At 38.9% G+C, this 21,648-nt stretch carries 24 protein-coding genes; 7 read left to right on the forward strand and 17 right to left on the reverse strand.

Annotation, left to right across the window (positions count from 1 at the left end):
* Positions 1-37 precede the first annotated feature (37 nt).
* Positions 38-469 (reverse strand): thioredoxin TrxC, encoded by a 432-nt coding sequence (gene trxC / locus WFN33_RS06455; RefSeq protein WP_056516933.1) that lies wholly within the window; start codon positions 467-469, stop codon positions 38-40.
* Positions 470-1,366: an alpha/beta hydrolase gene (locus WFN33_RS06460; protein ID WP_336952157.1), complete on the reverse strand. Its 897-nt coding sequence runs from the start codon at positions 1,364-1,366 to the stop codon at positions 470-472.
* A 126-nt stretch (positions 1,367-1,492) separates the two neighbouring features.
* Between WFN33_RS06460 and WFN33_RS06465 the strand changes: the two genes are divergently transcribed.
* Positions 1,493-1,831: a TIGR01244 family sulfur transferase gene (locus WFN33_RS06465; protein WP_151956787.1), complete on the forward strand. Its 339-nt coding sequence runs from the start codon at positions 1,493-1,495 to the stop codon at positions 1,829-1,831.
* A 252-nt stretch (positions 1,832-2,083) separates the two neighbouring features.
* On the forward strand, positions 2,084-2,605 hold the full coding sequence (msrA, locus tag WFN33_RS06470; RefSeq protein WP_336952158.1) for a peptide-methionine (S)-S-oxide reductase MsrA: 522 nt from the start codon (positions 2,084-2,086) through the stop codon (positions 2,603-2,605).
* Positions 2,606-3,036: 431 nt separating this feature from the next.
* Here the strand turns inward: msrA and WFN33_RS06475 are convergent, their stop codons facing one another.
* From WFN33_RS06475 to WFN33_RS06495, 5 genes are all read right to left on the reverse strand, one after another.
* Positions 3,037-3,441 (reverse strand): ExbD/TolR family protein, encoded by a 405-nt coding sequence (locus WFN33_RS06475; RefSeq protein ID WP_004717995.1) that lies wholly within the window; start codon positions 3,439-3,441, stop codon positions 3,037-3,039.
* Entirely contained in the window at positions 3,441-4,064 is a 624-nt protein-coding gene (locus WFN33_RS06480; protein WP_004818829.1) for a MotA/TolQ/ExbB proton channel family protein, read from the reverse strand. Before WFN33_RS06480 ends, WFN33_RS06475 begins: the two co-directional genes overlap by 1 nt.
* 27 nt (positions 4,065-4,091) lie before the next feature.
* Positions 4,092-4,919, reverse strand: coding sequence for an energy transducer TonB family protein (locus tag WFN33_RS06485; protein ID WP_336952160.1), 828 nt, complete (start codon positions 4,917-4,919; stop codon positions 4,092-4,094).
* Between the two features lie 219 nt (positions 4,920-5,138).
* Positions 5,139-6,005, reverse strand: a complete 867-nt coding sequence (gene purU, locus WFN33_RS06490; RefSeq protein ID WP_336952161.1) for a formyltetrahydrofolate deformylase — start codon at positions 6,003-6,005, stop codon at positions 5,139-5,141.
* Positions 6,006-6,089: 84 nt separating this feature from the next.
* Positions 6,090-6,782 (reverse strand): TetR/AcrR family transcriptional regulator, encoded by a 693-nt coding sequence (locus WFN33_RS06495; protein ID WP_034611676.1) that lies wholly within the window; start codon positions 6,780-6,782, stop codon positions 6,090-6,092.
* Between the two features lie 111 nt (positions 6,783-6,893).
* Between WFN33_RS06495 and WFN33_RS06500 the strand changes: the two genes are divergently transcribed.
* From WFN33_RS06500 to WFN33_RS06515, 4 genes are all read left to right on the forward strand, one after another.
* Positions 6,894-8,342 (forward strand): coniferyl aldehyde dehydrogenase, encoded by a 1,449-nt coding sequence (locus tag WFN33_RS06500; protein WP_336952162.1) that lies wholly within the window; start codon positions 6,894-6,896, stop codon positions 8,340-8,342.
* Positions 8,343-8,507: 165 nt separating this feature from the next.
* Entirely contained in the window at positions 8,508-8,744 is a 237-nt protein-coding gene (gene rpmB / locus WFN33_RS06505; RefSeq protein ID WP_000048256.1) for a 50S ribosomal protein L28, read from the forward strand.
* Positions 8,745-8,756: 12 nt separating this feature from the next.
* A complete protein-coding gene (gene rpmG / locus WFN33_RS06510; RefSeq protein WP_003654787.1) occupies positions 8,757-8,912 on the forward strand; it encodes a 50S ribosomal protein L33 in 156 nt (51 codons plus the stop codon).
* Between the two features lie 182 nt (positions 8,913-9,094).
* Positions 9,095-10,813 (forward strand): cation:proton antiporter, encoded by a 1,719-nt coding sequence (locus tag WFN33_RS06515; RefSeq protein ID WP_336952164.1) that lies wholly within the window; start codon positions 9,095-9,097, stop codon positions 10,811-10,813.
* Positions 10,814-11,048: 235 nt separating this feature from the next.
* Here WFN33_RS06515 and WFN33_RS06520 read toward each other — a convergent pair whose 3' ends face one another.
* The 5 genes from WFN33_RS06520 to WFN33_RS06540 form a co-directional block, all read right to left on the reverse strand.
* Complete coding sequence (locus WFN33_RS06520; protein WP_336952165.1) at positions 11,049-11,327, reverse strand: hypothetical protein; 279 nt, start codon at positions 11,325-11,327, stop codon at positions 11,049-11,051.
* Between the two features lie 108 nt (positions 11,328-11,435).
* Positions 11,436-11,939, reverse strand: coding sequence for a DUF6586 family protein (locus tag WFN33_RS06525; RefSeq protein WP_004718012.1), 504 nt, complete (start codon positions 11,937-11,939; stop codon positions 11,436-11,438).
* Between the two features lie 221 nt (positions 11,940-12,160).
* Positions 12,161-12,412, reverse strand: a complete 252-nt coding sequence (locus WFN33_RS06530) for an RNA recognition motif domain-containing protein (protein WP_336952167.1) — start codon at positions 12,410-12,412, stop codon at positions 12,161-12,163.
* 86 nt (positions 12,413-12,498) lie between these two features.
* Entirely contained in the window at positions 12,499-14,490 is a 1,992-nt protein-coding gene (locus WFN33_RS06535; protein ID WP_419358906.1) for an ATP-dependent helicase, read from the reverse strand.
* Between the two features lie 187 nt (positions 14,491-14,677).
* Positions 14,678-15,814: a glycerate kinase family protein gene (locus tag WFN33_RS06540; RefSeq protein ID WP_336952168.1), complete on the reverse strand. Its 1,137-nt coding sequence runs from the start codon at positions 15,812-15,814 to the stop codon at positions 14,678-14,680.
* Positions 15,815-15,913: 99 nt separating this feature from the next.
* Between WFN33_RS06540 and WFN33_RS06545 the strand changes: the two genes are divergently transcribed.
* On the forward strand, positions 15,914-16,363 hold the full coding sequence (locus WFN33_RS06545) for a carboxymuconolactone decarboxylase family protein (protein WP_336952579.1): 450 nt from the start codon (positions 15,914-15,916) through the stop codon (positions 16,361-16,363).
* Between the two features lie 188 nt (positions 16,364-16,551).
* Here WFN33_RS06545 and WFN33_RS06550 read toward each other — a convergent pair whose 3' ends face one another.
* From WFN33_RS06550 to WFN33_RS06570, 5 genes are all read right to left on the reverse strand, one after another.
* A complete protein-coding gene (locus WFN33_RS06550; protein WP_336952580.1) occupies positions 16,552-17,115 on the reverse strand; it encodes an HdeD family acid-resistance protein in 564 nt (187 codons plus the stop codon).
* Positions 17,116-17,251: 136 nt separating this feature from the next.
* Positions 17,252-18,010 (reverse strand): hypothetical protein, encoded by a 759-nt coding sequence (locus WFN33_RS06555; protein ID WP_336952169.1) that lies wholly within the window; start codon positions 18,008-18,010, stop codon positions 17,252-17,254.
* A 70-nt stretch (positions 18,011-18,080) separates the two neighbouring features.
* Entirely contained in the window at positions 18,081-20,723 is a 2,643-nt protein-coding gene (gene topA / locus WFN33_RS06560) for a type I DNA topoisomerase (RefSeq protein ID WP_336952171.1), read from the reverse strand.
* A 26-nt stretch (positions 20,724-20,749) separates the two neighbouring features.
* Positions 20,750-21,199 (reverse strand): ammonium transporter, encoded by a 450-nt coding sequence (locus tag WFN33_RS06565; RefSeq protein WP_336952172.1) that lies wholly within the window; start codon positions 21,197-21,199, stop codon positions 20,750-20,752.
* A 106-nt stretch (positions 21,200-21,305) separates the two neighbouring features.
* Positions 21,306-21,641, reverse strand: coding sequence for a winged helix-turn-helix transcriptional regulator (locus tag WFN33_RS06570; protein ID WP_336952173.1), 336 nt, complete (start codon positions 21,639-21,641; stop codon positions 21,306-21,308).
* Positions 21,642-21,648: the final 7 nt, after the last annotated feature.

The raw sequence follows: 21,648 nt of genomic DNA on the forward strand, positions 1-21,648 counted from the left end.
ACATGAGAATCTGACACAATAACTCCGAGCCCCTAAATTACTTATGGGCATTCAATTGTTGATCTAACCATTCTTGTAATTGGTTAGCACGTAACGCACCACTTATTCTAGCAACTTCCGTGGTTTTATTCATTAAAACCAAAGTTGGAATGCTGCGAATATTAAATGCACTACTTAAGCGTGGATTCGCTTCGGTATCAATTTTAGCAAAAACCACATGAGGGTTATTTTTTGCAACCTCAGCAAAATGTGGTGCCATCATTTTACAAGGACCACACCACTCGGCCCATAAGTCAATCATAATTGGCAAATCACTATGACTAACAAAATTACTGAAATTTTGTTCATTTAACTCAATAGGAGCAAGTGCAATCAAATTTTGATGACATTGACCACAAGTGGGTTGAGCATTTAATTTATCTTCGGGAACTCGGTTTTTTGCGCCACATGATGGACATACAATAATCATCTAGCTCACTCCAATATGTTGATGTAAAAACTCTAATTGGGTCAAAATTGATTTTTCCAACCATTTCCCATGATAAATATCAAAATGCGCCATATCCCATTCATGATATTGCACAAAAGGTGCAATATTTGTTGCAGTTTCTCGGCTAGATTCAATAGGGATAAAACTATCTTTTTTAGCCGCAATAAATAGCACAGGAATATTAATACTTCTAACGGTCTGAATAGGTCTAAAGCGAATTAAATTAAAAAATACACGTGCTGGAACTTCACCACTCCAAAAGTAGTCTGGATTTACAATTGACATATAGCCGTTATAACTATCTTTAGTCGGAATAAAGCATAAATCAAAGGGGTGCACCACAGGTAAAGTTCGTGGAAGTATCCCAACTTTTGCCCCCATATAATCTTGACTGGATATTTTTAATGCCTTGGGTAACTGTTGAATTGGAAATAATTTTGCAGTTTCTGCCCCATCCACATAAGGCACTTGCACCATAATGGCTTGGACACTTTTTAGCTCACTTGCAAGACTAAGTACATAGCCGCCACTCAAAGAAGTCCCCCAAAGCACTATTTTTTTTGGATTAATTTTCTTTTGTGTTGCGACATAACTCACCACGGTTTTCCAATCATCCAACTGATTTTGCAATGAAATGAGTTCACGAGGAAAGCCTGTACTTCCTCCCCAAAAACGATAATCAAACAGCACAACCGCGTAGCCTGCCTGTGCAATTTTTTGCGCATAGCTCACCAACTTAAATTGTCTTAAACATGCAAATCCATGAGCCATAATAATAACAGCAGGTTTTTTTAGATTTTTAGGTCGATAAAAATCTGCCGCTATGACTTCTTGTCCAATGGGGATATATAGTGGTTCAACTGTATATGCGTACATACACACTCCATTGCGTTATCTTTTATAGATATTTCTTTTATAAATCTTTTATCGTTCAAACTCAGTTCTGAGCTTAATGCTATTATATATAGCATATTGGATTTTAAATCATATAGGAGTGACGAAATGAGTGAAAATGTTGGTTTTGCTGGTCAAATTGGTCCAGAACATATTGCTCAAGTGGCAGAAAAAGGCTTTAAGTCTGTAATGAATAATCGTCCTGATTTGGAAGGCGGAACTGAACAGCCCACAAGTGCTCAAATTGAAGAAGCTGCACGTGCAGCAGGTTTGGACTATGTATTTCTACCTGTCGTTGCTGGTCAAATCACAGAAGTTGATGTCAGAAGCTTTGCTAACCGCTTTAACGAGCTTCCAAAACCAGTACTTATGTTTTGTCGTACAGGGAATCGTTCAAATAATCTCTATCAAATTGCAAAACAAATGGATTTATTAGACGACGAATAAATTATCATGAGTAAAAGGCATTCTATTGAATGTCTTTTGATTCGACTTAAATATAAAAGTTTAAGTTGTTAACAGCAATTTAAGTAGATTGCTCTTTTAAAATTTTGCAACAATTTAAACAGATCTCTTTAGTGAATCAAACAGGTATTGTACCTATGCTTAAATGGTTATATGACAAACTAAGCAAGTTCACGATATGATCTTTAGTATCGTTTCATCTTTTCTATAATTTAAAAATAAAGGGATCTTCACATGCAACAGGCTCTATTTGGTGGTGGCTGCTTTTGGTGTACCGAAGCCGTATTTTTACAGCTCAAAGGTGTCAATCACGTAGTCAGTGGTTATGCTGGCGGGCATACTCCCAATCCAACTTATGAAGCAATTTGTAATGGGGATACCAATCATGCTGAAGTGATTTTGATTGAATTTGATGAACAGCAAATCAGTTATCCGCAATTACTCACGGTTTTTTTTGCAATTCATGATCCAACCACATTAAACCGCCAAGGTAATGATATTGGAACACAATATCGTTCGGTGATTTATTACTTTAATGAACAGCAAAAACTTGAATCGGAGCAATTTATTGAACAGCTCAAAGCAGATGGCTTAAATATTGTGACTGAACTCAGTTCAGCACCCGCCTTCCATCCTGCCGAAGAATACCATCAAAACTTCTTTGCCCGTAATCCTGCACAAGGTTATTGTAATTTTGCCATTCCGCCAAAATTACTCAAACTCCATAGCCAGTTTCAAGACTTACTCAAAGATTAAGTATTTTAAATACTCAAACTATTAGACTTCTTGTCAAACTAAGTTTTTGAATAATTTCTAGGAGTGCTTAAGCTTTATCAAGCATGAAACTTTTACTATTGCAGAAAGATAAATCTCTAAAGATCAAATTTATAATGCCTTGCTTTACATTTATAGTTTAAATCACTTTTCGTAGTGGGATGGCAAACCTTGCATTGCAAACAAAGCAACACTTTGTTTTTGCTCATGTTGGATGGGGTACGTCTGTACCCTCCTCTAACTTAGCGACATTTATGTCGCCTCACGATAGAAATACCATCTATGTTTTACCAAAATTTAAATGCATATCAATTTTTAATGCTCAATTTTTGGTTCACACAAAAGTCTGTTTTTAAATCAACATAAAAAAACCTCCTTAAAAGGAGGTTTTAAAATATTTGTAATTATTCAAATTAATTATCACTCATAAATGCAAGATCATTTAATCCTGCTTCACTTGCACGAGACATCACTTGTGCAACGGTATCATAGCGAGATTCTTTATCCGCTCTTAACTGAACAGCTGGTTTTACTGGCTTTTGACCTTCTTCATCAAATCGTTTAGCCAATTCATCTAAAGTGATGACTTTATCATTCCAAGCCACATCACCATTCTGATTGATACTGATGGTAATTGCTTCAGGTGGAGGCGCAATCACTTCAGCTGTGGTCTTTGGTAAAGTTAATGGTATCGATGGGTTAGCAACGGTGGCTGTCACCAAGAAGATGATCATCAATACCAACATAATATCGATCAGCGGAATGAGATTCATCTCATTCATGCCAGAATCGTTGTCTTCTCCCAATTGAAAAGCCATTAAGCTTGACCTCCAACTAAACCTTTATTTGTAGATTCAGATTCAACTTTTTGCGTTGAAGAATCTTGTTGTAACATCGTATCAATTAACAAACCATGTGCTTGATCTTGCAACTCATTTGACAATGTCCGATTAAAACGTACGCAAATGTTATATGCCAATACTGCTGGAATCGCAACAGCAAGACCTAAACCCGTCATGATCAGTGCTTCACCAACTGGTGTTGCAACTTGAGCTAAACCGGCTTGACCACTTTTACCTACAGCAACAAGCGCATGGAAGATTCCCCATACTGTACCAAACAAACCTACAAATGGTGCAAGTGAAGCAATCGTTCCTAAAACTGAAACACCTTTTTCTGCATTGGCTTTTTCAGCTGAAATTTGACGTAGTAACGCTTGTTCTGCAACTGCTTTACGTTGATCAAAGCTTAATGGCGCAAGCTTGGCTTTTAAGGCTTTTAAAGCCTGAGCAAGGTGATCCTGAGCAACCTGCTTGAGTTGACGCGTGCCTAGAATACGCAAAATGAACACAGTCCACGTTGCAATAGACATTGCCAATAAAACAAAATACAGTGTCTTACTGACCGCATCAGCATGTTGCCAATAAACTGAAAAGTTCATATGCACATTTCCTAATTCTTAAAAAAATTATTTACCTTTAGAGACCGACAACGCAAAATCTTGCCTAATTTTAAACGGCACACCCGCACCATTTTCTTTATAAGCTTTAAATTTTGCAGATTGAGTCTGCTTAACAACATAACTATCTAAACTTGAATTACCGCTGGATTGAAGAATACGAACATTGGTAATATTTCCGCCCGCATCCGCAGTAATTTCTAGATTTACAACCTTGGTTCCATCTTCTGGAGACATCAGTTTAAGTAATTGCTCTTTTGCGATACGTGGACTACGACTCCAAGACACCTGACCTTCGTTTACATTACGCGGCGTGTTTCTTTGCTCTTGATCACGACGTTGGCGATCGCGCTCATCTTGTTCACGTTTTTGACGGTCACGTTCATCTTGTTCACGTTTCTGCTGTTCCGCACGCTTTTGATCATCTAGACGTTTTTGCTCATCTTGACGTGCCTTATCCTGCTTCTGTTGCTCTTCTAAACGCTTTTGTTCTTCAAGCTTTCTTGCCCGATCATCATTTTCTACAGGTTTTTTCTGCTCAATGATTTTTGGCTTAACCACTGGTTTAGGCTCAACTTTCTTCTCTATAGGTTTTGGTTGAACTTTAGGTTTGATGGGTTCAGATGGAGGCGGCGGCGGCGGTGGAACATCTTCTTTTAACTTTAAAAACTTGATTTTTAAAGGTTCTTTCTTTATTTGAGGCAGTTCAAATGGTTTCATATGACTTACCCCCCACAACACACCTGCGTGCCCGACAACAACTGCTAATACTGCAGCAAGGACTTTTTTCTTCATCGGTGGTGGCGTTTGAAGTGGTGCAATGGAAGACTGACTCATAAGAATCTAAATACCTAAAATTGAGCAAACTACAAAAATATGATTTTATAGATTAAGCTCATCGGATAGAACAATTAAAGTGCAACAATGATAAATGAGAAGTGTTTTCATTTGCAACTGGTTTTTCAATATTTTTAATCGATTTTACAAATTAAAAATAAAAAAAGGATGCATAAAGCATCCTTGTTTTACGACTCATATTAAATGTATATTCATATGCTACTGAAAAACAACAGTCTTATTACCATCGACAATAATACGGTCTTCTAGATGCCATTTTACCGCTCTAGCAAGTACATTACGTTCAACGTCTTGGCCTAATTCACGCAGTTGATCAACAGTAAAATCATGGTTTACTCGCTCTACATCTTGCTCAATGATTGGACCTTGATCCAGATCTGCAGTCACATAATGCGCTGTTGCCCCAATCAATTTAACGCCTTTTTCATACGCCTGTTTATATGGATTTGCCCCCACAAAAGCAGGTAAAAATGAGTGATGAATATTGATCACTTTCATTTCCCATTTTTGTACAAACTCTTCATCAAGAATTTGCATATAACGTGCGAGAACTAATAAGTCATTGCCTTGCATCAACTCATCGATCTTTGTATAGGCTTCACGTTTATTTTCTTTATTAACAGGAACCACATAAAAAGGAATACCAAAGTTTTCTACAGATTCACGTAAGTCTTCATGGTTTGATACCACTTGGGTAATTTCACAAGGTAAGCCACCTCGAGAATGACGCCATAACAACTCAAGCAAAGCATGGTCAACTTTAGACACCAAAATACCGACTTTTTTAATGTCACTGACCAAAGCCAAACGCCAATGCATACTATAACGTTCAGCCACATTGCTTGCGAAAGTTTGAATGAGACTCTCTCGACGAGATTGCAAATGATCGAGTTCGAACTCAACACGCATAAAATAACGCCCGCCTTGAGCTTCAGTTGCGTATTGATCAAGCGCAGTAATGTTCGCGCCCTGATGATACAAAAAGCTCGATACAGCTTGCACGATTCCTGGCTTGTCTTCACAAGTAATCAGTAGACGCGCTGTGTTGGCAGTAGTCATGTTCATGTTGATGGATATCACTTATAAGTTAATTTAAAAACAGCCAAATATTTTAACGCTTTTTCATCAGCTTTCAATCTTGATTCAGCCTCAATCACGTTTTACAGCAGATAAACTGGCAAATAATTCCGAAGAACCGAAGCTTTCTAGCAAGCGTTCATAGGTTTCACGACTTTCGCCACGTAAATAAGGGCCTTCCAAAAACACCATCTGGCGCAATGCTTGCCAAATCCATTTTTCATCTAAATGGTTCGAATCACTTAAATGCCCAGACATATAAAGAAAATTTGTCCAGTTGGTCAGCACGATCCAAATATTGATGATGAGTGCTTCAATTTCAGAAGGTGTCATCTGCATAAGTCCCGCCTCAACAAAGGCATGATAAATTTTTTGCCCTTGTTGCATCACCTTGCCAGCGAAGCGAGGGTAAATTTTTCTAAAGTCATCATTATTTTCAATTAAATGATAAACATCACGATGTAGAAAGCGATATTCCCATAGCTGGCTGCTTAAAACTTGGAAATAACGGATTTTATCATTCGCATTGACTCCACGGTCATCGGGTAATGACAGCATATCTAAAGTTTCTTTTTGGTATTGTTCCATCAATTCTTTGATGATTTCTTGTTTGTTTCGAAAATGATAATACAAATTTCCAGGACTGATCCCAAGCTCTGCTGCAATATGATTTGTTGTAACTGCACGTTCGCCGCGCTCATTAAAAAGTTGCAGACTAATCTGCAAAATTCGGTCTTTCGTTTTCAAAGTTTTGGAGCTCGACATCCTATTACCATTTTTAACCGTTAGCACAAGCTAACATAAAGTGACTTGACTATTTAGAGTATTTACTCTAAAAATTATATTATATTAACCTATTCGTAAATGGTGTTTGTCATGAACAGTCATACAAAAACAAATTCAATGACTTCTTACTCACCTGAAGTTCAACGTATGCATGACATTCTTGAACAACAGAAAGTCGCTTATCAACGCTATCCTGTTCCTACAGCAAAGGAACGTATTGAACGTTTAGCTCGCTTAAAGAAAGTTCTCGTAAAATACCAAGATCAATTTGCAGAAGCAATCAATCAAGACTATGGGAATCGTTCGATCAGCGAAACTAAAATTGGTGAACTACTCACATGTTTAGAACAAATTAAATATTATAGCAAGCATTTAACAGCATGGATGAAACCATCTAAGCGCCATGTGTCTATCTTACACCAACCAGCCAAAGCTTGGGTGCAATATCAGCCTTTAGGTGTGATTGGAATTATTGCACCATGGAACTATCCATTGTTACTTTCTGTTGGTCCACTGATTTGTGCATTGGCTGCAGGAAATCACGCAATACTCAAAATTTCAAGTTCATCTTCTAATTTTGGCTTCGTACTTGAAAATGCACTCTCAGAAGCTTTTCCACAAGAATTGGTTGCCGTGGTGAATGGTGGTGGTCAAATTTCAGATGCATTTTCACATTTAGCATTCGATAAAATCATTTTTACTGGCTCTACCAATGTCGGTAAAACCGTCATGTCTGCTGCTGCCGAAAATCTAGTGCCTGTTATTCTTGAGCTTGGTGGTAAATCACCTGTAATCGTACATCCTTCAAGCGATCTCAATCTGGTCGCTGAACGTATTGCTTTTGGTAAATTATGGAACTCTGGTCAAACCTGTGTAGCACCAGACTATATGTTCCTACCTAGAGGAAAAACTGCCGAGTTTATTGAAAGCTTTAAACAAGTTGCAACAACAATGTATCCAACGATTCGTGACAATCAAGATTATACTAGTATTATCAACGATAAGCAGTATAACCGCGTTCAAGGTTATTTAGAGGATGCACGACAGCAAGGTGCTGAGCTGATTGAAATCAATCCTCAAAATGAAGAATTAGCAAGTGTACGTAAAATTGCGCCCACATTCTTAACAAGCGTCCTACCAACAATGGACATTATGAAGAATGAAATCTTTGGCCCAGTTCTTCCTATTATGGAATATGATCAAATTGACGATGTGATTGACTTTATTAATGGCAGACCGCGTCCACTTGCTTTATACTACTTCGACTTTGACAATGCCCGCGCAGAATACGTTTCCCAACGTACCCATTCTGGGCATTTCGGTCAAAATTCCGTAGTTACCCATGTTGCACAAGACGATTTACCATTTGGTGGCGTTGGCGCATCTGGTATGGGCAAATATCATGGCCCAGAAGGTTTCTTTGGTTTATCACATGAGCGTTCGGTAATGTCTATTCCTAAGCTATTTAGCTTAAAATTCATATTAGCGCCTTATGACAAAGCCCTAAATAAGATTTTAGAGAAAACTTTCTTACGTTAACTGATCAAGGCATGATCTATCAAATTGGATCATGTTGCGTTTTGACGAATTCCGCTTGTCTTTTAAGCGGAATTTTGGTATAAAACGCCCCTTGAATGAATTCAATCCGTTTTATTTTGACTGGCCATACAGATTTGCTGTTGGCTAAATCAATGGAGTTACACCATGTCTAAGGTTTGCCAAGTTACCGGCAAGCGTCCAGTCGTTGGTAACAACGTCTCACACGCCAACAACAAAACTAAACGCCGGTTCGAGCCGAACCTGCATCACCACCGTTTCTGGTTAGAAAGCGAAAAACGTTTCGTACGTCTTCGTTTAACCACTAAAGGTATGCGTATTATCGACAAATTGGGCATTGAAAAGGTTGTTGCTGACCTTCGTGCTCAAGGTCAAAAGATCTAAGGAGTCTGAACCATGCGTGATAAAATTCGCTTAGTTTCTACTGCTGGTACAGGTTATTTCTATACCACTACTAAGAACAAACGTACTATGCCGGAAAAAATGGAAATCAAAAAATTTGATCCAAAAATCCGTCAACACGTAATCTTCAAAGAAGCTAAAATTAAATAATTTTAGTTTTCTTAAAAAATACGATCCATTTGGATCGTTTTTTTTGCCTTTTTTTTCTTCGACTTGTTAAACTCTTTAACGAATTTGGCACTGATTGTGCATTTTATATGGCTTTATACAAAGTCATTACCTTAAGAAATGATTTTTTGAATGATTTCTCCTGAAGATTTAAGGAGTATTTAGTGCCTCATGATGTAGATCTGATTATTTTACTTGCAGTTGGTTTTGGTATAGCACTGATTTTTGGCTATATCGCTGCACGATTACGCCTACCACCTTTGATTGGTTATTTAATTGCGGGAATTATCATCAGCCCCAATACCCCAGGTGTTGTTGCAGATATCGCGCTGGCCAATCAGCTTGCTGAATTAGGTGTCATGTTCTTAATGTTCGGTGTTGGGATGCATTTTTCACTGAATGATTTAATGCAAGTCCGAAAAATTGCCCTTCCTGGTGCGATTTTACAAATTGCAGTTGCCACATTACTCGGTATGGCTGTTTCCATTTTTTGGGGTTGGAGCTTTGGCTCTGCGCTGGTCTTTGGCTTAAGTTTATCTTGTGCAAGTACTGTGGTTTTACTCAAAGCATTAGGCGACAAAGGACTACTTAACTCTGTAAATGGTAAAATTGCCGTTGGTTGGTTGTTGGTCGAAGATCTGGTCATGGTTTTAGTCCTCGTTCTACTGCCTGCAACAGCAGTACTTTTAGGCGGACACACCATTGCAGGGCATGAATCTGATCAAAATATTTGGTTAACACTCGGTATTACCCTATTAAAAGTGACAGGTTTTATTGCATTTATGCTGATTATTGGGAAACGACTTGTCCCAATGATTATGCAATATGTGGCACGTTTAGGCTCTAGAGAGCTTTTTACATTAACTGTGGTCGCAGCAGCAGTATCCATCGCATATGGCTCATACGCAATCTTCGGTGTTTCTATGGCACTTGGAGCATTCTTTGCCGGGATGGTGGTTAAGGAATCAGATTTTAGCCATCGTGCAGAAGAGGAAACCTTACCTTTACGAGAAATTTTTTCGATCCTATTTTTCGTTTCTGTCGGAATGTTATTTGATCCGCGTATCCTTGTGGAACAGCCTCTGCATATTTTAGCGGTCATCGCCATTATTATGATTGGTAAGACGTTAGCTGCAATGGCATTGGTATTATTTTTCCGTTATCCCATCAACACAGCATTAACAGTGGGTGCCAGTCTGGCACAAATTGGTGAGTTTTCCTTTATTCTCGCAACTTTAGGCTTATCGCTGGGATTGCTTAGTCCTGAAGCACAAAACTTAATCTTAGCGGGTGCTTTATTTTCCATCACGCTCAATTCATTCCTATTTTCTGCGATTGAACCAGTACAAAACTGGATCCGTGAGCGTTCGCATTTAGCACGCTTACTTGAACGTAGTGGTGACCCATTGGCGATGCTTCCAGATGAAGTCGATCAAGCGTATTTACGCGATCAAGTGGTGATTGTTGGTCATGGTGAAGTCGGACGTCGTATAACCAAAACATTGATGGATGATGGCATCAAAGTGGTTATCGCTGAAGAGAACCGCGAGATTGTAGAGAATTTGCGTGAAAAAGGCATTGCTGCGGTTTCTGGTCGAGCAACTGAACCCAGTGTATTGATTCAAGCCCATATCCAACATGCACGACTATTGGTGATTTCACCGATGGATATTGTAGATATTCATAAAATTGTCGATACGGCCAAGCTACTTAATCCAGAAATTCAAGTGTTAGTCTGTGCTGAAAATAAAGAAGAAGCTGAAGTGATCCGTAAAGACAATGTTGGTGAAGTGTATTATGCAAAAGAAGAAATGGCGAAAAACATGAGTAATCATATTTTAAACCAAATCCAAATTGCTCATCATCATGAACCCACACATTGAAATAGGGCTATCGTCAAAACTCACTTAAAGCAACTGAACATTTATTTGTGAAAGTTTGCTTATTCGTGGTGTTTACCTCCAATAGTGGCATGAATGCCACTATTGGACAAAGATATAGCTTTTATAATTTGATATCTTCTTTTGATATCCTCTATGAATATCATGCTATTGACATACAAAGAAAAACGCACTCGAAAGTGCGTTTATTGTATTTATTCTAGAATAAATGAAATCACTAGCTCATAAATTTTGGTTGTTCATCTACAACTTCAGCGTGCCATTCATCTGCCTGTTTTTCAAGTAACGCAAATAATGCAGCTTGAATCATCTGTTGCGCAATCGCTGGCGTTTGATCACCCAGTAGTGCTTTCACTTCTTCATTAAATTGAATAGTGACCAATGGCTCTTTTTCAGAACCTGCATTACGCAGTGCCAGCTCCCCACCTTCGAGCTGTACCAACTCCAAAATAGCTTCCTGATTTCCAAATAACTCTTTTAACTGTTCGATAGACATAAATCCTCCATGCTCAACATGGGGCAAGGTGCTGAATGCACTTTGCATCTTGTAGATATTTTATATAGTCATTTAAAACAAAATTTCAAGTATATCTGATCAAAAAGATCAGAATTCAACCATTTCATTACGAAAACCATCAATAAGCTGCGATAAATCTCGGTGCCACTCTCTTAGAATCTTTGTATCAGGCAACCAAGCTTGTGGTGTTTGAGTCACTTTGATAATTAAGTTTGATGATGTTTCATCTTCTGGTTCTGGTGCACTTGGCTCAGGTGCATACTGACAAAGTCGATATGCTCTTTTGAGTTCGGCAATAAATCCTTCTTTGGCTAATTTTTGCATCACTAAAACTTCTGGTGATACTTGTCCTTTAGCCGCCATATTTTCTTCGATTGACTTTAAGGTTGGGGAAAAATCATTTAAACGGTAATAACGTACCAACTCTTGCAGAAAGGCTAAAACCGCACCATGTAAATGAAATACTGCTGCTTCACGATGTGCTTGAGCTTGTTGAACATTTTCAGTTTGTTCTCCTTGCATACATGCAAGACGAGCAAAGTAAAGTTTTTGATTGGTACGGTCTGCATGAAAGCGAGCTACACGTGACATGGAAGTTCCCTAAGATTTTGGCATTCTTTACAGTCTTAGCTTAATCTTTATTGAACAAAAATCACAATGAATTTTATCCATGTTGTATGTCAATAAAATAGATAGCGCTCGTTTTTACAAAAATATCAGTTTAAGTTTTTATTTTTATCATGATTTGGCGAGATCATTTAAATACTAAAATAAAAAAAGGAGCAATAAATGCTCCTTAGAATATCTGCCAATTATGCTTCTGGCTTATCTTCCGCTGCTTTTACACGAATTCCATGACCATGTAAGCGCAAAGTATTCAAAGCTTTAATCGCTTTGACTGCTTCTCTACCATGTGGCATTTCAACAAAAGCAAAACCTTTCGATTTTCCTGTTGCCGTATCAAGCACTAAAGTACAAGTATCTACTGTACCATATTGCTTAAATAACTCTAACAATTCAGCTTCAGTTACAGTACGTTCTAAATTACGAACTAAAATTTTCATCTCACAACCTTAAAATATAAACGAGGCAAAAAACATCAAAAAGCACTCGCCTACCTACTTTTTGAATGAAAAACGATTGCTATAGTTTAATCTAGATCTATACCAAAATCTAAATTAATCGCCCGACGTTCGATTAAGGCACTTTTTACAGTTTGCTCTCGCTGTCTGTAGTGGGTTTCTGTAGTACATAAATTTCGAGTTAAGTCATTGAGAAAATAACTTTCAATCTTACGACCTTGTTCATCCGTTTGCGTATGGGCCCAAAAACTTAAATTTTGTTTGGTTAAAATAAGTTCATTTTGGGCGCGTGTTAAAGCCACATAAAGCACACGACGCTCTTCCTCAACTTCATCGAAATTTCCTTGAGCACGTGCATTAGGATATTGCCCCGCAGAGACATTTGCCACATAGCAAACCTTTTGTTCTGTACCTTTCGCAGAATGGATCGTAATTAAAGTCACCACATCATCTTGCGACTGACGTTCAATTTCACTGATTGAAACAGGATCAAGCACATATTCTTCTAAGAACTCGCTCAGTTGGGTATGTTTAGATGCCAATTGCTTAACCAAATCAAAATCACCCACCCGTTTATGCCAATCTTTTTTGGCATAATTTTCTTCAAGTTGATTGAGAATAGCCTCTACACCGAGTTTTACACAGGCTTCAACTTCAGTTTTCAATACACTCATTTGCTTCATAATCAGCAATGTATTGTCAGGAATGCGTCCAAACTTTTCTAATTTTTCTGTGATTTTCTCAATATCTGCATCAAGTAACAGTTGTTGCGCCAGCTTACTCGCACCGACATCGCCCACGCCATTCCACAAGGTTAAAAACCGCATCCATGCAATATCATCCAATGGATTGGCAATAACACGCAATAAGCTCAGTAAGTCTTTAACATGCGCTGTTTCAAGTAACTTCATCCCACCAATAAATCGGTAAGGAACATTGGCTTGGATAAAAGCAGCCTCAATATGTCTTGCCGCAAAGGCTGAGCGCACCAACACCATGTGGTCATGCCAAGCTGAACCTTCTAATAAATGTCGCTCTTTGATGTCGATCGCGATCCATTTTGCTTCATCAAACTCGTTTGGAAAAACATGCATTCGCGGTTTAATGCCTTCACCACGATAAGCTTCAAGTTTTTTATCGTAATGAATATCGCTTTGATCAAGCAACCAGTTTGAAAAATCTAAAATTTCTTGAGTAGAGCGATAATTTTTTTCTAATTTAAAAATCTCTGCATCTGGTACACGTTCTTTAAAATGGTGGATATTTTCAAAATCCGCACCACGAAAACCATAAATTGACTGTGCATCATCCCCCACACAGAACAATGATGTTTTGTCTTTTAATGGTTCAAGAATCGCCCATTGCAAAGGATTGGTATCCTGCATTTCATCAACTAGCATGTACTGACATAAGCCCGCGACATAATCTGCTAAGCCATCCGACTGAGCCAAAGCAGAAGCAACCACGGCGAGAATATCGTCGTAATCTAGAAAACTACGTGCCCGCTTTCGGGTTTCGTACTCTTTCATGATTTCAGCAATTTGGTCTTTATCATCTAAAAACTCAGGCAATTGCTTTTCTAAAGCCAAACTTAGTTTTTGTCGGGTATTACGCGCAAAGGAATATAAATCACAAAGCTGTTGTGGTTTGGGTAAAGCGTTGGGATTCTTTTTATCGTCTTTTCCACGAATCAAACGAAACAGCATCAATTGATCATCACGATCTATAATCGAAAATTGATCTAATCCAAAAGCTTTTGGCACGCGTCTGAGTAAATACATGCAGAAGGTATGAAATGTAGATGCTCGTAACCCTTTGGCCTGATCACCTAAAGCAAGTTCTACTCGCGCCACAATCTCGCTGGCAGAACGGCGGGTAAATGTCAGAATTTGGATTTGATTGGCAGGAATGCCCTGATCAATGAGATATGCAGCTCGTGCCACAATGGTTTTGGTTTTGCCACAACCTGCCCCAGCAAGAACTAGACTATGTTTTTTTTCAGTCGTAGCAGCTTGTTTTTGTTGAGGGTTTAATTCATTAATCAGGTTGGCTAAACTCATTTTCACTCATCATTTTATGGATGGCTGCTAGTTTAGCAGAGCTATAGTGAAATTATGCATTTTAACCCAAGAATCAAGTCGTGAATTGACGCTTAAATCAGGACATAAAAATGAAGAAAAACTCAAGACAATAAAATTCCCCTATCTTTTGGAGAGATTAAAGAAAGGCTTCAACAATAAAAACAGCTTATAACCTTAACAACCGTGTCACATTTTCACTACAGCGTTCTAAATTTTGCTCACCGTGCTTTAATGCCGTGGCTAAATCACATGCACCATCAACAATACCAAAAATTGCGCTAAAGCCTTCTGCATAAAGCTCCTCGGCGCCTTCACCGATATGCCCTGCAAAAGCAATCACAGGTTTATTCAACTGCTTAGCAACTTGTGCTACCCCAAAAGGTGTTTTGCCAAACTTAGTTTGAAAATCAATCCCGCCCTCACCAGTAAACACATAATCTGCTTGGGCAATTTTTTCCTCAAGTTGGGTTTCTTTAATCACGATTTCTATACCAGAGCGTATTTTTGCTCCTGTAAAAGCCATAAGTCCGAAACCCAAACCGCCTGCAGCACCAGCACCCTGAATATTTGCCACATCCACATGCAATTGTTGTTTCACCAACATAGCAAAATGATCAAGATTTTGATCTAAGATCCCAACCATCTCAGCAGTTGCTCCTTTCTGTGGTGCAAAAATAAAAGAAGCACCATTTGGACCACATAATGGATTGTTTACATCACTGGCAATAATAATCTCAGTCGCTTTTAAACGCACATCGAGTTGTGAAAGATCAATGCTTTTGATCTGTTGAAGCTGCCCACCACCCACATCTACAGGATGGTTGTTTTCATCTAAAAATTTTGCCCCTAAAGCCTGTGCCATCCCAGCACCAGCATCATTGGTGACGCTCCCACCTAGACCAATAATGATTTTATCAACACCCAAATCTAAAGCGGCTTTAATCATTTCCCCTGTACCCAGAGTTGATGTCACCAAAGGATTACGTTGGGATTTTTCAATCAAATGAATACCATTTGCCATCGCCATTTCTATAACAGCCGTTTGACCGCCATCAATTAATCCCCAATAGGTGGATATTCGTTGCTGAACCAATGGACCAGTGACCTCAATATATACTTTACGACCACTTCGTGCAGCGACCAAAGCATCGACTGTTCCCTCACCACCATCTGCCATAGGTACATGAATAAACTGTGCATCAGCAATGACTTTTTCAATGCCACGTTGCATTGCAAAACAAGCTTGTTCGGCTGTCATACTTTCTTTAAATGAGTCAGGCGCAAGAACAAAAACTTTAGACATGAGCAAATGCATTTTGATGAGATTCAAAAATTAACATAACGATTTTTCGAGTATAGATAAACTAATAAATTCATAATTAAGACTAAAGAAATGACAACTATGCAACGTGTAAACCTTGGGAAGACCGCCCCAGAACTATATAAAACGGTCATCGAGCTTGAAAATTTATCTATGCAAAAAGTTCAGCAAGCTGGGCTTGATGTTGGATTCTCTCATTTGCTCAAATTAAGAGCCTCGCAAATTAACCAATGTGCTTTCTGTGTTCGTATGCATACCCAAGATGCAATTAAAGCGGGCGAGTCAACCGATCGTATTGCCTTGATTAGTGCTTGGCGTGAGAGTGAATACTTTACTGAAAAAGAACGTGCGGCCTTAATTTTAATTGAAGAGATTACTTTAATTGCCAATCAACATTTTCCAGATAACGCTTATGAGCAAGCTGCACAGCATTTATCTAGTGATGAAATTACAGCGATTGAATGGATTGCGATTGTGATCAATACATGGAACCGTATCGCCATTTCTAGCCAGTATAAAGTTGCAAAGTAAGCTGCGTTTTAGCACTTTAATCAATTTATCTAGGCAACACTTCGCTTTTCAAGCGTGTTAATTAAGATAAGATTTAACAGAATACTGCTCTAGTTGCATAAATATTTACGCCAAAATGCAAAATGCCTGATGTCATTCATCAGGCATTTTATTAAAAGCGTATACGATTTCAAATATCAAGTGAAACCTTAATGACTCGCTGGAGGGATGTGTTTAATTGCTGCTGCGAAGGTAAGATAGTTCACTCCTTGGAATAAAATATCCACACCTAAAAATAATCCGAGTACCCAAAAAGGAGAATCAGGTGATGCCAAAATAATTGCGCCTGTTGCCAATGTTAAAAGCCCTGAAAATAATGTCCAACCCCATCCAGACATTGGTTTCAACATAAAAGCATTAAAAATACGAATAAAACCGCCAATCAATAAAGCAATTGCCAGTAAATTGGTTAATACCACTGCAGTGGTAATCGGAGATTTAAAGGCATAATAACCCGCTGCGATATACAACACACCAAACAACGCCCAAAGCCAACGGAAACCGCCATCAAAAATTTTAAATGCTGCAATCAGGTGTAAAGCCCCACCGATCATCATTAAAGCACCAAACAATGCAACAACTGTCAATGTTGCCATACTCAGTGAAGCCAATAGCACTAATCCAAAAATCACCAATAAAGCTCCAAGCAGAAGATACCATTTACGGTTTTCATGGAGTTGATGACGAACTAAATCATTTCCTACAGTACGCATATTCTTCTCTTGGTTGTTATTCATTGATTTTATTGTTGATCTAATTCAGTTGTTTGTCTGTATAAAATCTGCATCTATACGAAAATAAAGCTTTATTTGAGCAGAATCTTAGCGATAAATTGCACAGGTCTATATGCTACTTCACCCATCCCATTTCTTGTGCAGTGAGTCGACTGATCATAGTATCTGCTAGTTCTTCAGGTGTTTTGCTTTTACTTTCTGAAAGCGGAATATATCCACCCATGATTTCTGCACGTGGTTGCGGGTAGCGTGGTTGTTGCTCAGGATTTGCATAGCCTGTTGGATAGAGTGGCTGCCCTGTTTTAAAATCATATTTATCTTTGGCGCCAAAGGTATGTAACAACTCATGTACAAGAACAACCTTATTACTCGAACTTTGCTTTCGCGATGCAAATAGATTCACCGAGCCAATACGTCCTCGTTCCAATGCAGTGGAGTGCTTCAATACTTTCAGCAACTTCGGATCATAATAATTTAAATACAGGGTCACCGATGGTGAGCCATCTTCTCCTTGATGCTGTTTCCATGCATAAAATCTAAATTTTAAGCTCCACAGAACTGTATCCAATATACGGCCTGATTCTGGAAACTTAGGTGGCAAAGTATCTAATTCACGTCCAAGTTGAAAATGGAACGAAATCGGTTGTCCACGAAATACTTGAGACTGCAAACTTAAATAATGTTTAATTTCTTCAAGATCATCTGTTGAAATTTGCTGAATATAGACTGATGTGGAGCGTTGACCATCTGCATTAATTGGATGTAATAAAACAAAGATGGGCTTGCTCCAATCTTGGTTCATATCACGCCAAGCATTCACTGCAACAATCAGCAGAATGATCAGTAAAATACCAACTCGAATCTTTTTCCACATTGATTATATTCTCAATTTTTAATTGCAATAAAAATGCTGACCTAGGCCAGCATTTTTAAATATCTATGAATTAAGCTTCTACCCATTTCCCATCTTGGTAGACCAAAGACCATTTGGTTTGTTTACCTTCTGGGGTCTCTGAACCAATATATTGCGCTTGGTTTTTACGGCTAAACTTAACCAATGTTGGATTACCATCTGGATCTTGATCAGGTGCTTGCAAGATAAACTGATACTTAGGATCAAGTTGATCTGCAACTGAACGTAACTCCGCAACCTTCGGTGCACGTGTTTCGCGTACTTTAGGGAATTTGCTTGCAGCCAAGAATAACCCCGCTGCTCCATCACGTAGAACAAAGTAATCATCATGTTTGACTGAACGTAAATGTTCCATTTTGATTGGGTCGACACGAGGTGGCGCTGGCTGACCATTTTTCAGAACTTTACGGGTATTGTCACAACTCATACAAGCGAAATATGGACCAAAACGACCTGTTTTTAACTGCATCTCGCCATCACATTTATCACATGGAATGGTTGGACCATCATAACCCTTGATTTTGAACTCGCCTTCTTCCAGCTCGTAACCATCACAATCCGGGTTATTACCACAAATATGTAACTTGCGACCACCATCAATCACATAGCTGTCCATTGCCGTACCACATATTGGACAACGTTTTTTCGACATTAAGTCAGCAGTTTCAGCACTGTCATCATCAGAAAGTATAGCCAACGACTCAACTGGTGTTAAATTCAACGTCCCTTTACAGCGTTCTTTTGGTGGCAAGTTGTAGCCAGAACAACCAAGGAAGACACCCGTTGTACCAGTACGAATCTGCATCGGACGTTCACATTCTTTACAGTGAACAGCTTCAACTTCTACAGGTTGATTACGGCGCATACCGTTTTCACCCTGTGCTGTAGTTAAACGCTTTTTAAAATCACCGTAGAAACTATCTAACAGCTCTTTCCAATTACGTTCACCATCTGCAACTTTATCCAATTGACCTTCCAAATCTGCAGTAAATGCATAATTCATCAGGTTATTAAAATTCTCGTCTAGACGATCGGTAACAATTTCTCCCATCTTCTCTGCAAAAAGACGCCGATTGTCGAGTTTGACATAGCCACGATCTTGAATCGTAGAAATAATCGCAGCATAGGTAGATGGACGACCAATACCACGTTTTTCTAATTCTTTAACTAAAGATGCTTCAGTAAAACGTGCAGGGGGTTTAGTGAAATGTTGAGAAGGATGAAGTTTCTCAAGTTTTAGAATTTCACCCACTTTGACTGCTGGTAATAAAACATCATCATCAGACTTGTTCTGACCACGCACTTTGGTAAAACCATCAAAAACTAAAGTACGACCTTTGGCCTTGAGTTCTACACCATTGGCATCAACCAAAATCGTTGAGGATAAATACTCTGCTGGAGTCATTTGACATGCAACAAATTGACGCCAGATCAAATCATATAAACGTTGTGCATCACGCTCAACACCCGCCAAACTATCGCCTTTTAAGGCAACATTGGAAGGACGAATCGCTTCATGGGCTTCTTGCGCATTGGCTTTATTCCCATAACGATTTGCTTTAGCAGGTAAGTACTTTGCACCAAATTCAGTTTCAATATGATTACGCACCATACTGACAGCATCATCACTCAAGAATGTTGAGTCAGTACGCATATAAGTAATAAAACCAGCTTCATATAAGCGCTGTGCCAGCATCATGGTTTTCTTCACTGAGAAACCTAAGCGAGTACTAGCAGCTTGTTGCAAAGTTGACGTTATATAAGGCGCACTTGGATTGACCTTAGTTGGCTTATCTTCGCGTGTTGCAACTTTATATTCAGCATTTTTTAAAATTTTCAATAAAGCATCAGTTTGCGCTTTATTTTGTAATTTTAATGTTTTGCCAGCTTGCTTGACTGCTTCTAAACGAATTTCATCTTTTGCAGATTGGGTATCTGCAAAAACTTGCCAGTATTCTTCAGGAATAAAGGCACGAATCTCACGTTCACGCTCGACCACCAATTTTACCGCAACCGACTGTACACGCCCTGCAGAGAGGCCACGCGCAATCTTTTCCCACAGTAATGGTGAAACCATAAAGCCAACCACGCGGTCGAGAAAGCGACGAGCCTGTTGCGCATTCACACGGTTTAAATCTAGTCGTGTAGGTTGCTTAAATGCTTCTTGAATGGCATTTTTGGTAATCTCGTTAAAGACTACACGATGGTAACGGCTATCATCACCACCAATCACTTCTCTTAAATGCCAAGCAATCGCTTCCCCTTCTCTATCCAAATCCGTTGCGAGATAGATTTCATCTGCATCTTTGGCCAGTTTTTTCAGTTCAGCGACGACATGTTCTTTGCCTGGAAGCACTTCATATTTAGCTTTCCAGCCATGCTCAGGATCAACCCCCATACGATTGACTAAAGCGGATTGTGCCTTTTCAGCCTTCTGTTCATCCGTCAATTTGGTACGTGTTGCTGGTTTTTTTTCTGTCGATTTACTTGAACCACCTGTAGGCAAGTCACGAACATGACCTACCGAAGACTTCACAATGTAATTTGAGCCTAAATATTTATTAATCGTTTTCGCTTTTGCAGGCGACTCCACAATCACTAGTGCACGTTTTTTCCCAGCATCAGGAGAATTTGCTGTTGTGCTTTTGGATGTGGACCGAGGAGCGTTCGCCATAATAAACCACTGTTCCTATTATTAAGTTAAATTTCAGCCAATTTAAGTAAATATGCCTTCATATCATCAAGCTGTGTTGCTCTGAGGTCAGATTCTTCATCCCAATAAAGCCCTACACAGTTGGCCTGCATATCAATAGCATAAATCCCTTTTAATGCAATGGGAAAATCTTTAAATTTCTCATCACCGAGGACCACTTGAAGCTTTTGCTCTGCTACACGGGCGCGCATCAAAGCTAAGCGTGCATCTGGAATAAGTACACTATAATAAGCCACCATACTCGCACGAGACTCTGTTGCCATTGGGATTTTCGTCCACTCTGGTGCAGCCACTAAACGTGGGTGTAAGCCCATCTTACGTGCTTTCTCTCGCATTAAACCTAATGCTTTTTCTCTAGGGCTTACGCGTAAGCCAAAAATCGAGCCCAATACAAAAACAATAATAACGAGCGCAACCCAAAGACCAGTGTGTTCCATAGTTCACCTTTTAATTCCTATATTAGAGTTGCATAAGCTGAATATAAAACGCAAGTTTAAAATTAAAATTACCTGCAATTACTCATTTTGAGGTCAGTTTAATCTCTTATTTTTCATTCATATTTTTTTCATAAAACTCCATCCAGATTCCCAATGACTGAATAGAGTTTTCCAACGTTTGTCCCAATTCGGTGATTTGATATTCCACTCTAGGTGGTACTTCTGGGTAAATCTGCTTTGTTATAAGTTGGTATCGCTCAAGCAATTTTAAATGTTTCGATAGCTCTTTTTGGGGAATAGGCGCTAAAGCCTTTTGTAATTGGCTAAACCGAACAGGATGTTTTGCTTCAATAAGATGATAGACAATCGGCAACACCCATTTTCCTGAAAATAATGCAACAAATCGCATAATCGAACAATTTTGCTCATATTGCAGTGTCATTATTTTT

The sequence above is a fragment of the Acinetobacter sp. AS167 genome, assembly GCF_037152175.1.
Lineage (GTDB): Bacteria > Pseudomonadota > Gammaproteobacteria > Pseudomonadales > Moraxellaceae > Acinetobacter.

What these genes read in the sequence shown, in the direction of transcription:
- trxC (WP_056516933.1), bottom strand. Translation starts at nt 469, where the DNA reads ATGATTATTGTATGTCCATCATGTGGCGCAAAAAACCGAGTTCCCGAA.
- WFN33_RS06460 (WP_336952157.1), bottom strand. Translation starts at nt 1,366, where the DNA reads ATGTACGCATATACAGTTGAACCACTATATATCCCCATTGGACAAGAA.
- WFN33_RS06465 (WP_151956787.1), top strand. Translation starts at nt 1,493, where the DNA reads ATGAGTGAAAATGTTGGTTTTGCTGGTCAAATTGGTCCAGAACATATT.
- msrA (WP_336952158.1), top strand. Translation starts at nt 2,084, where the DNA reads ATGCAACAGGCTCTATTTGGTGGTGGCTGCTTTTGGTGTACCGAAGCC.
- WFN33_RS06475 (WP_004717995.1), bottom strand. Translation starts at nt 3,441, where the DNA reads ATGGCTTTTCAATTGGGAGAAGACAACGATTCTGGCATGAATGAGATG.
- WFN33_RS06480 (WP_004818829.1), bottom strand. Translation starts at nt 4,064, where the DNA reads ATGAACTTTTCAGTTTATTGGCAACATGCTGATGCGGTCAGTAAGACA.
- WFN33_RS06485 (WP_336952160.1), bottom strand. Translation starts at nt 4,919, where the DNA reads ATGAGTCAGTCTTCCATTGCACCACTTCAAACGCCACCACCGATGAAG.
- purU (WP_336952161.1), bottom strand. Translation starts at nt 6,005, where the DNA reads ATGAACATGACTACTGCCAACACAGCGCGTCTACTGATTACTTGTGAA.
- WFN33_RS06495 (WP_034611676.1), bottom strand. Translation starts at nt 6,782, where the DNA reads ATGTCGAGCTCCAAAACTTTGAAAACGAAAGACCGAATTTTGCAGATT.
- WFN33_RS06500 (WP_336952162.1), top strand. Translation starts at nt 6,894, where the DNA reads ATGAACAGTCATACAAAAACAAATTCAATGACTTCTTACTCACCTGAA.
- rpmB (WP_000048256.1), top strand. Translation starts at nt 8,508, where the DNA reads ATGTCTAAGGTTTGCCAAGTTACCGGCAAGCGTCCAGTCGTTGGTAAC.
- rpmG (WP_003654787.1), top strand. Translation starts at nt 8,757, where the DNA reads ATGCGTGATAAAATTCGCTTAGTTTCTACTGCTGGTACAGGTTATTTC.
- WFN33_RS06520 (WP_336952165.1), bottom strand. Translation starts at nt 11,327, where the DNA reads ATGTCTATCGAACAGTTAAAAGAGTTATTTGGAAATCAGGAAGCTATT.
- WFN33_RS06525 (WP_004718012.1), bottom strand. Translation starts at nt 11,939, where the DNA reads ATGTCACGTGTAGCTCGCTTTCATGCAGACCGTACCAATCAAAAACTT.
- WFN33_RS06530 (WP_336952167.1), bottom strand. Translation starts at nt 12,412, where the DNA reads ATGAAAATTTTAGTTCGTAATTTAGAACGTACTGTAACTGAAGCTGAA.
- WFN33_RS06535 (WP_419358906.1), bottom strand. Translation starts at nt 14,490, where the DNA reads ATGAGTTTAGCCAACCTGATTAATGAATTAAACCCTCAACAAAAACAA.
- WFN33_RS06540 (WP_336952168.1), bottom strand. Translation starts at nt 15,814, where the DNA reads ATGTCTAAAGTTTTTGTTCTTGCGCCTGACTCATTTAAAGAAAGTATG.
- WFN33_RS06545 (WP_336952579.1), top strand. Translation starts at nt 15,914, where the DNA reads ATGCAACGTGTAAACCTTGGGAAGACCGCCCCAGAACTATATAAAACG.
- WFN33_RS06550 (WP_336952580.1), bottom strand. Translation starts at nt 17,115, where the DNA reads ATGCGTACTGTAGGAAATGATTTAGTTCGTCATCAACTCCATGAAAAC.
- WFN33_RS06555 (WP_336952169.1), bottom strand. Translation starts at nt 18,010, where the DNA reads ATGTGGAAAAAGATTCGAGTTGGTATTTTACTGATCATTCTGCTGATT.
- topA (WP_336952171.1), bottom strand. Translation starts at nt 20,723, where the DNA reads ATGGCGAACGCTCCTCGGTCCACATCCAAAAGCACAACAGCAAATTCT.
- WFN33_RS06565 (WP_336952172.1), bottom strand. Translation starts at nt 21,199, where the DNA reads ATGGAACACACTGGTCTTTGGGTTGCGCTCGTTATTATTGTTTTTGTA.
- WFN33_RS06570 (WP_336952173.1), bottom strand. Translation starts at nt 21,641, where the DNA reads ATGACACTGCAATATGAGCAAAATTGTTCGATTATGCGATTTGTTGCA.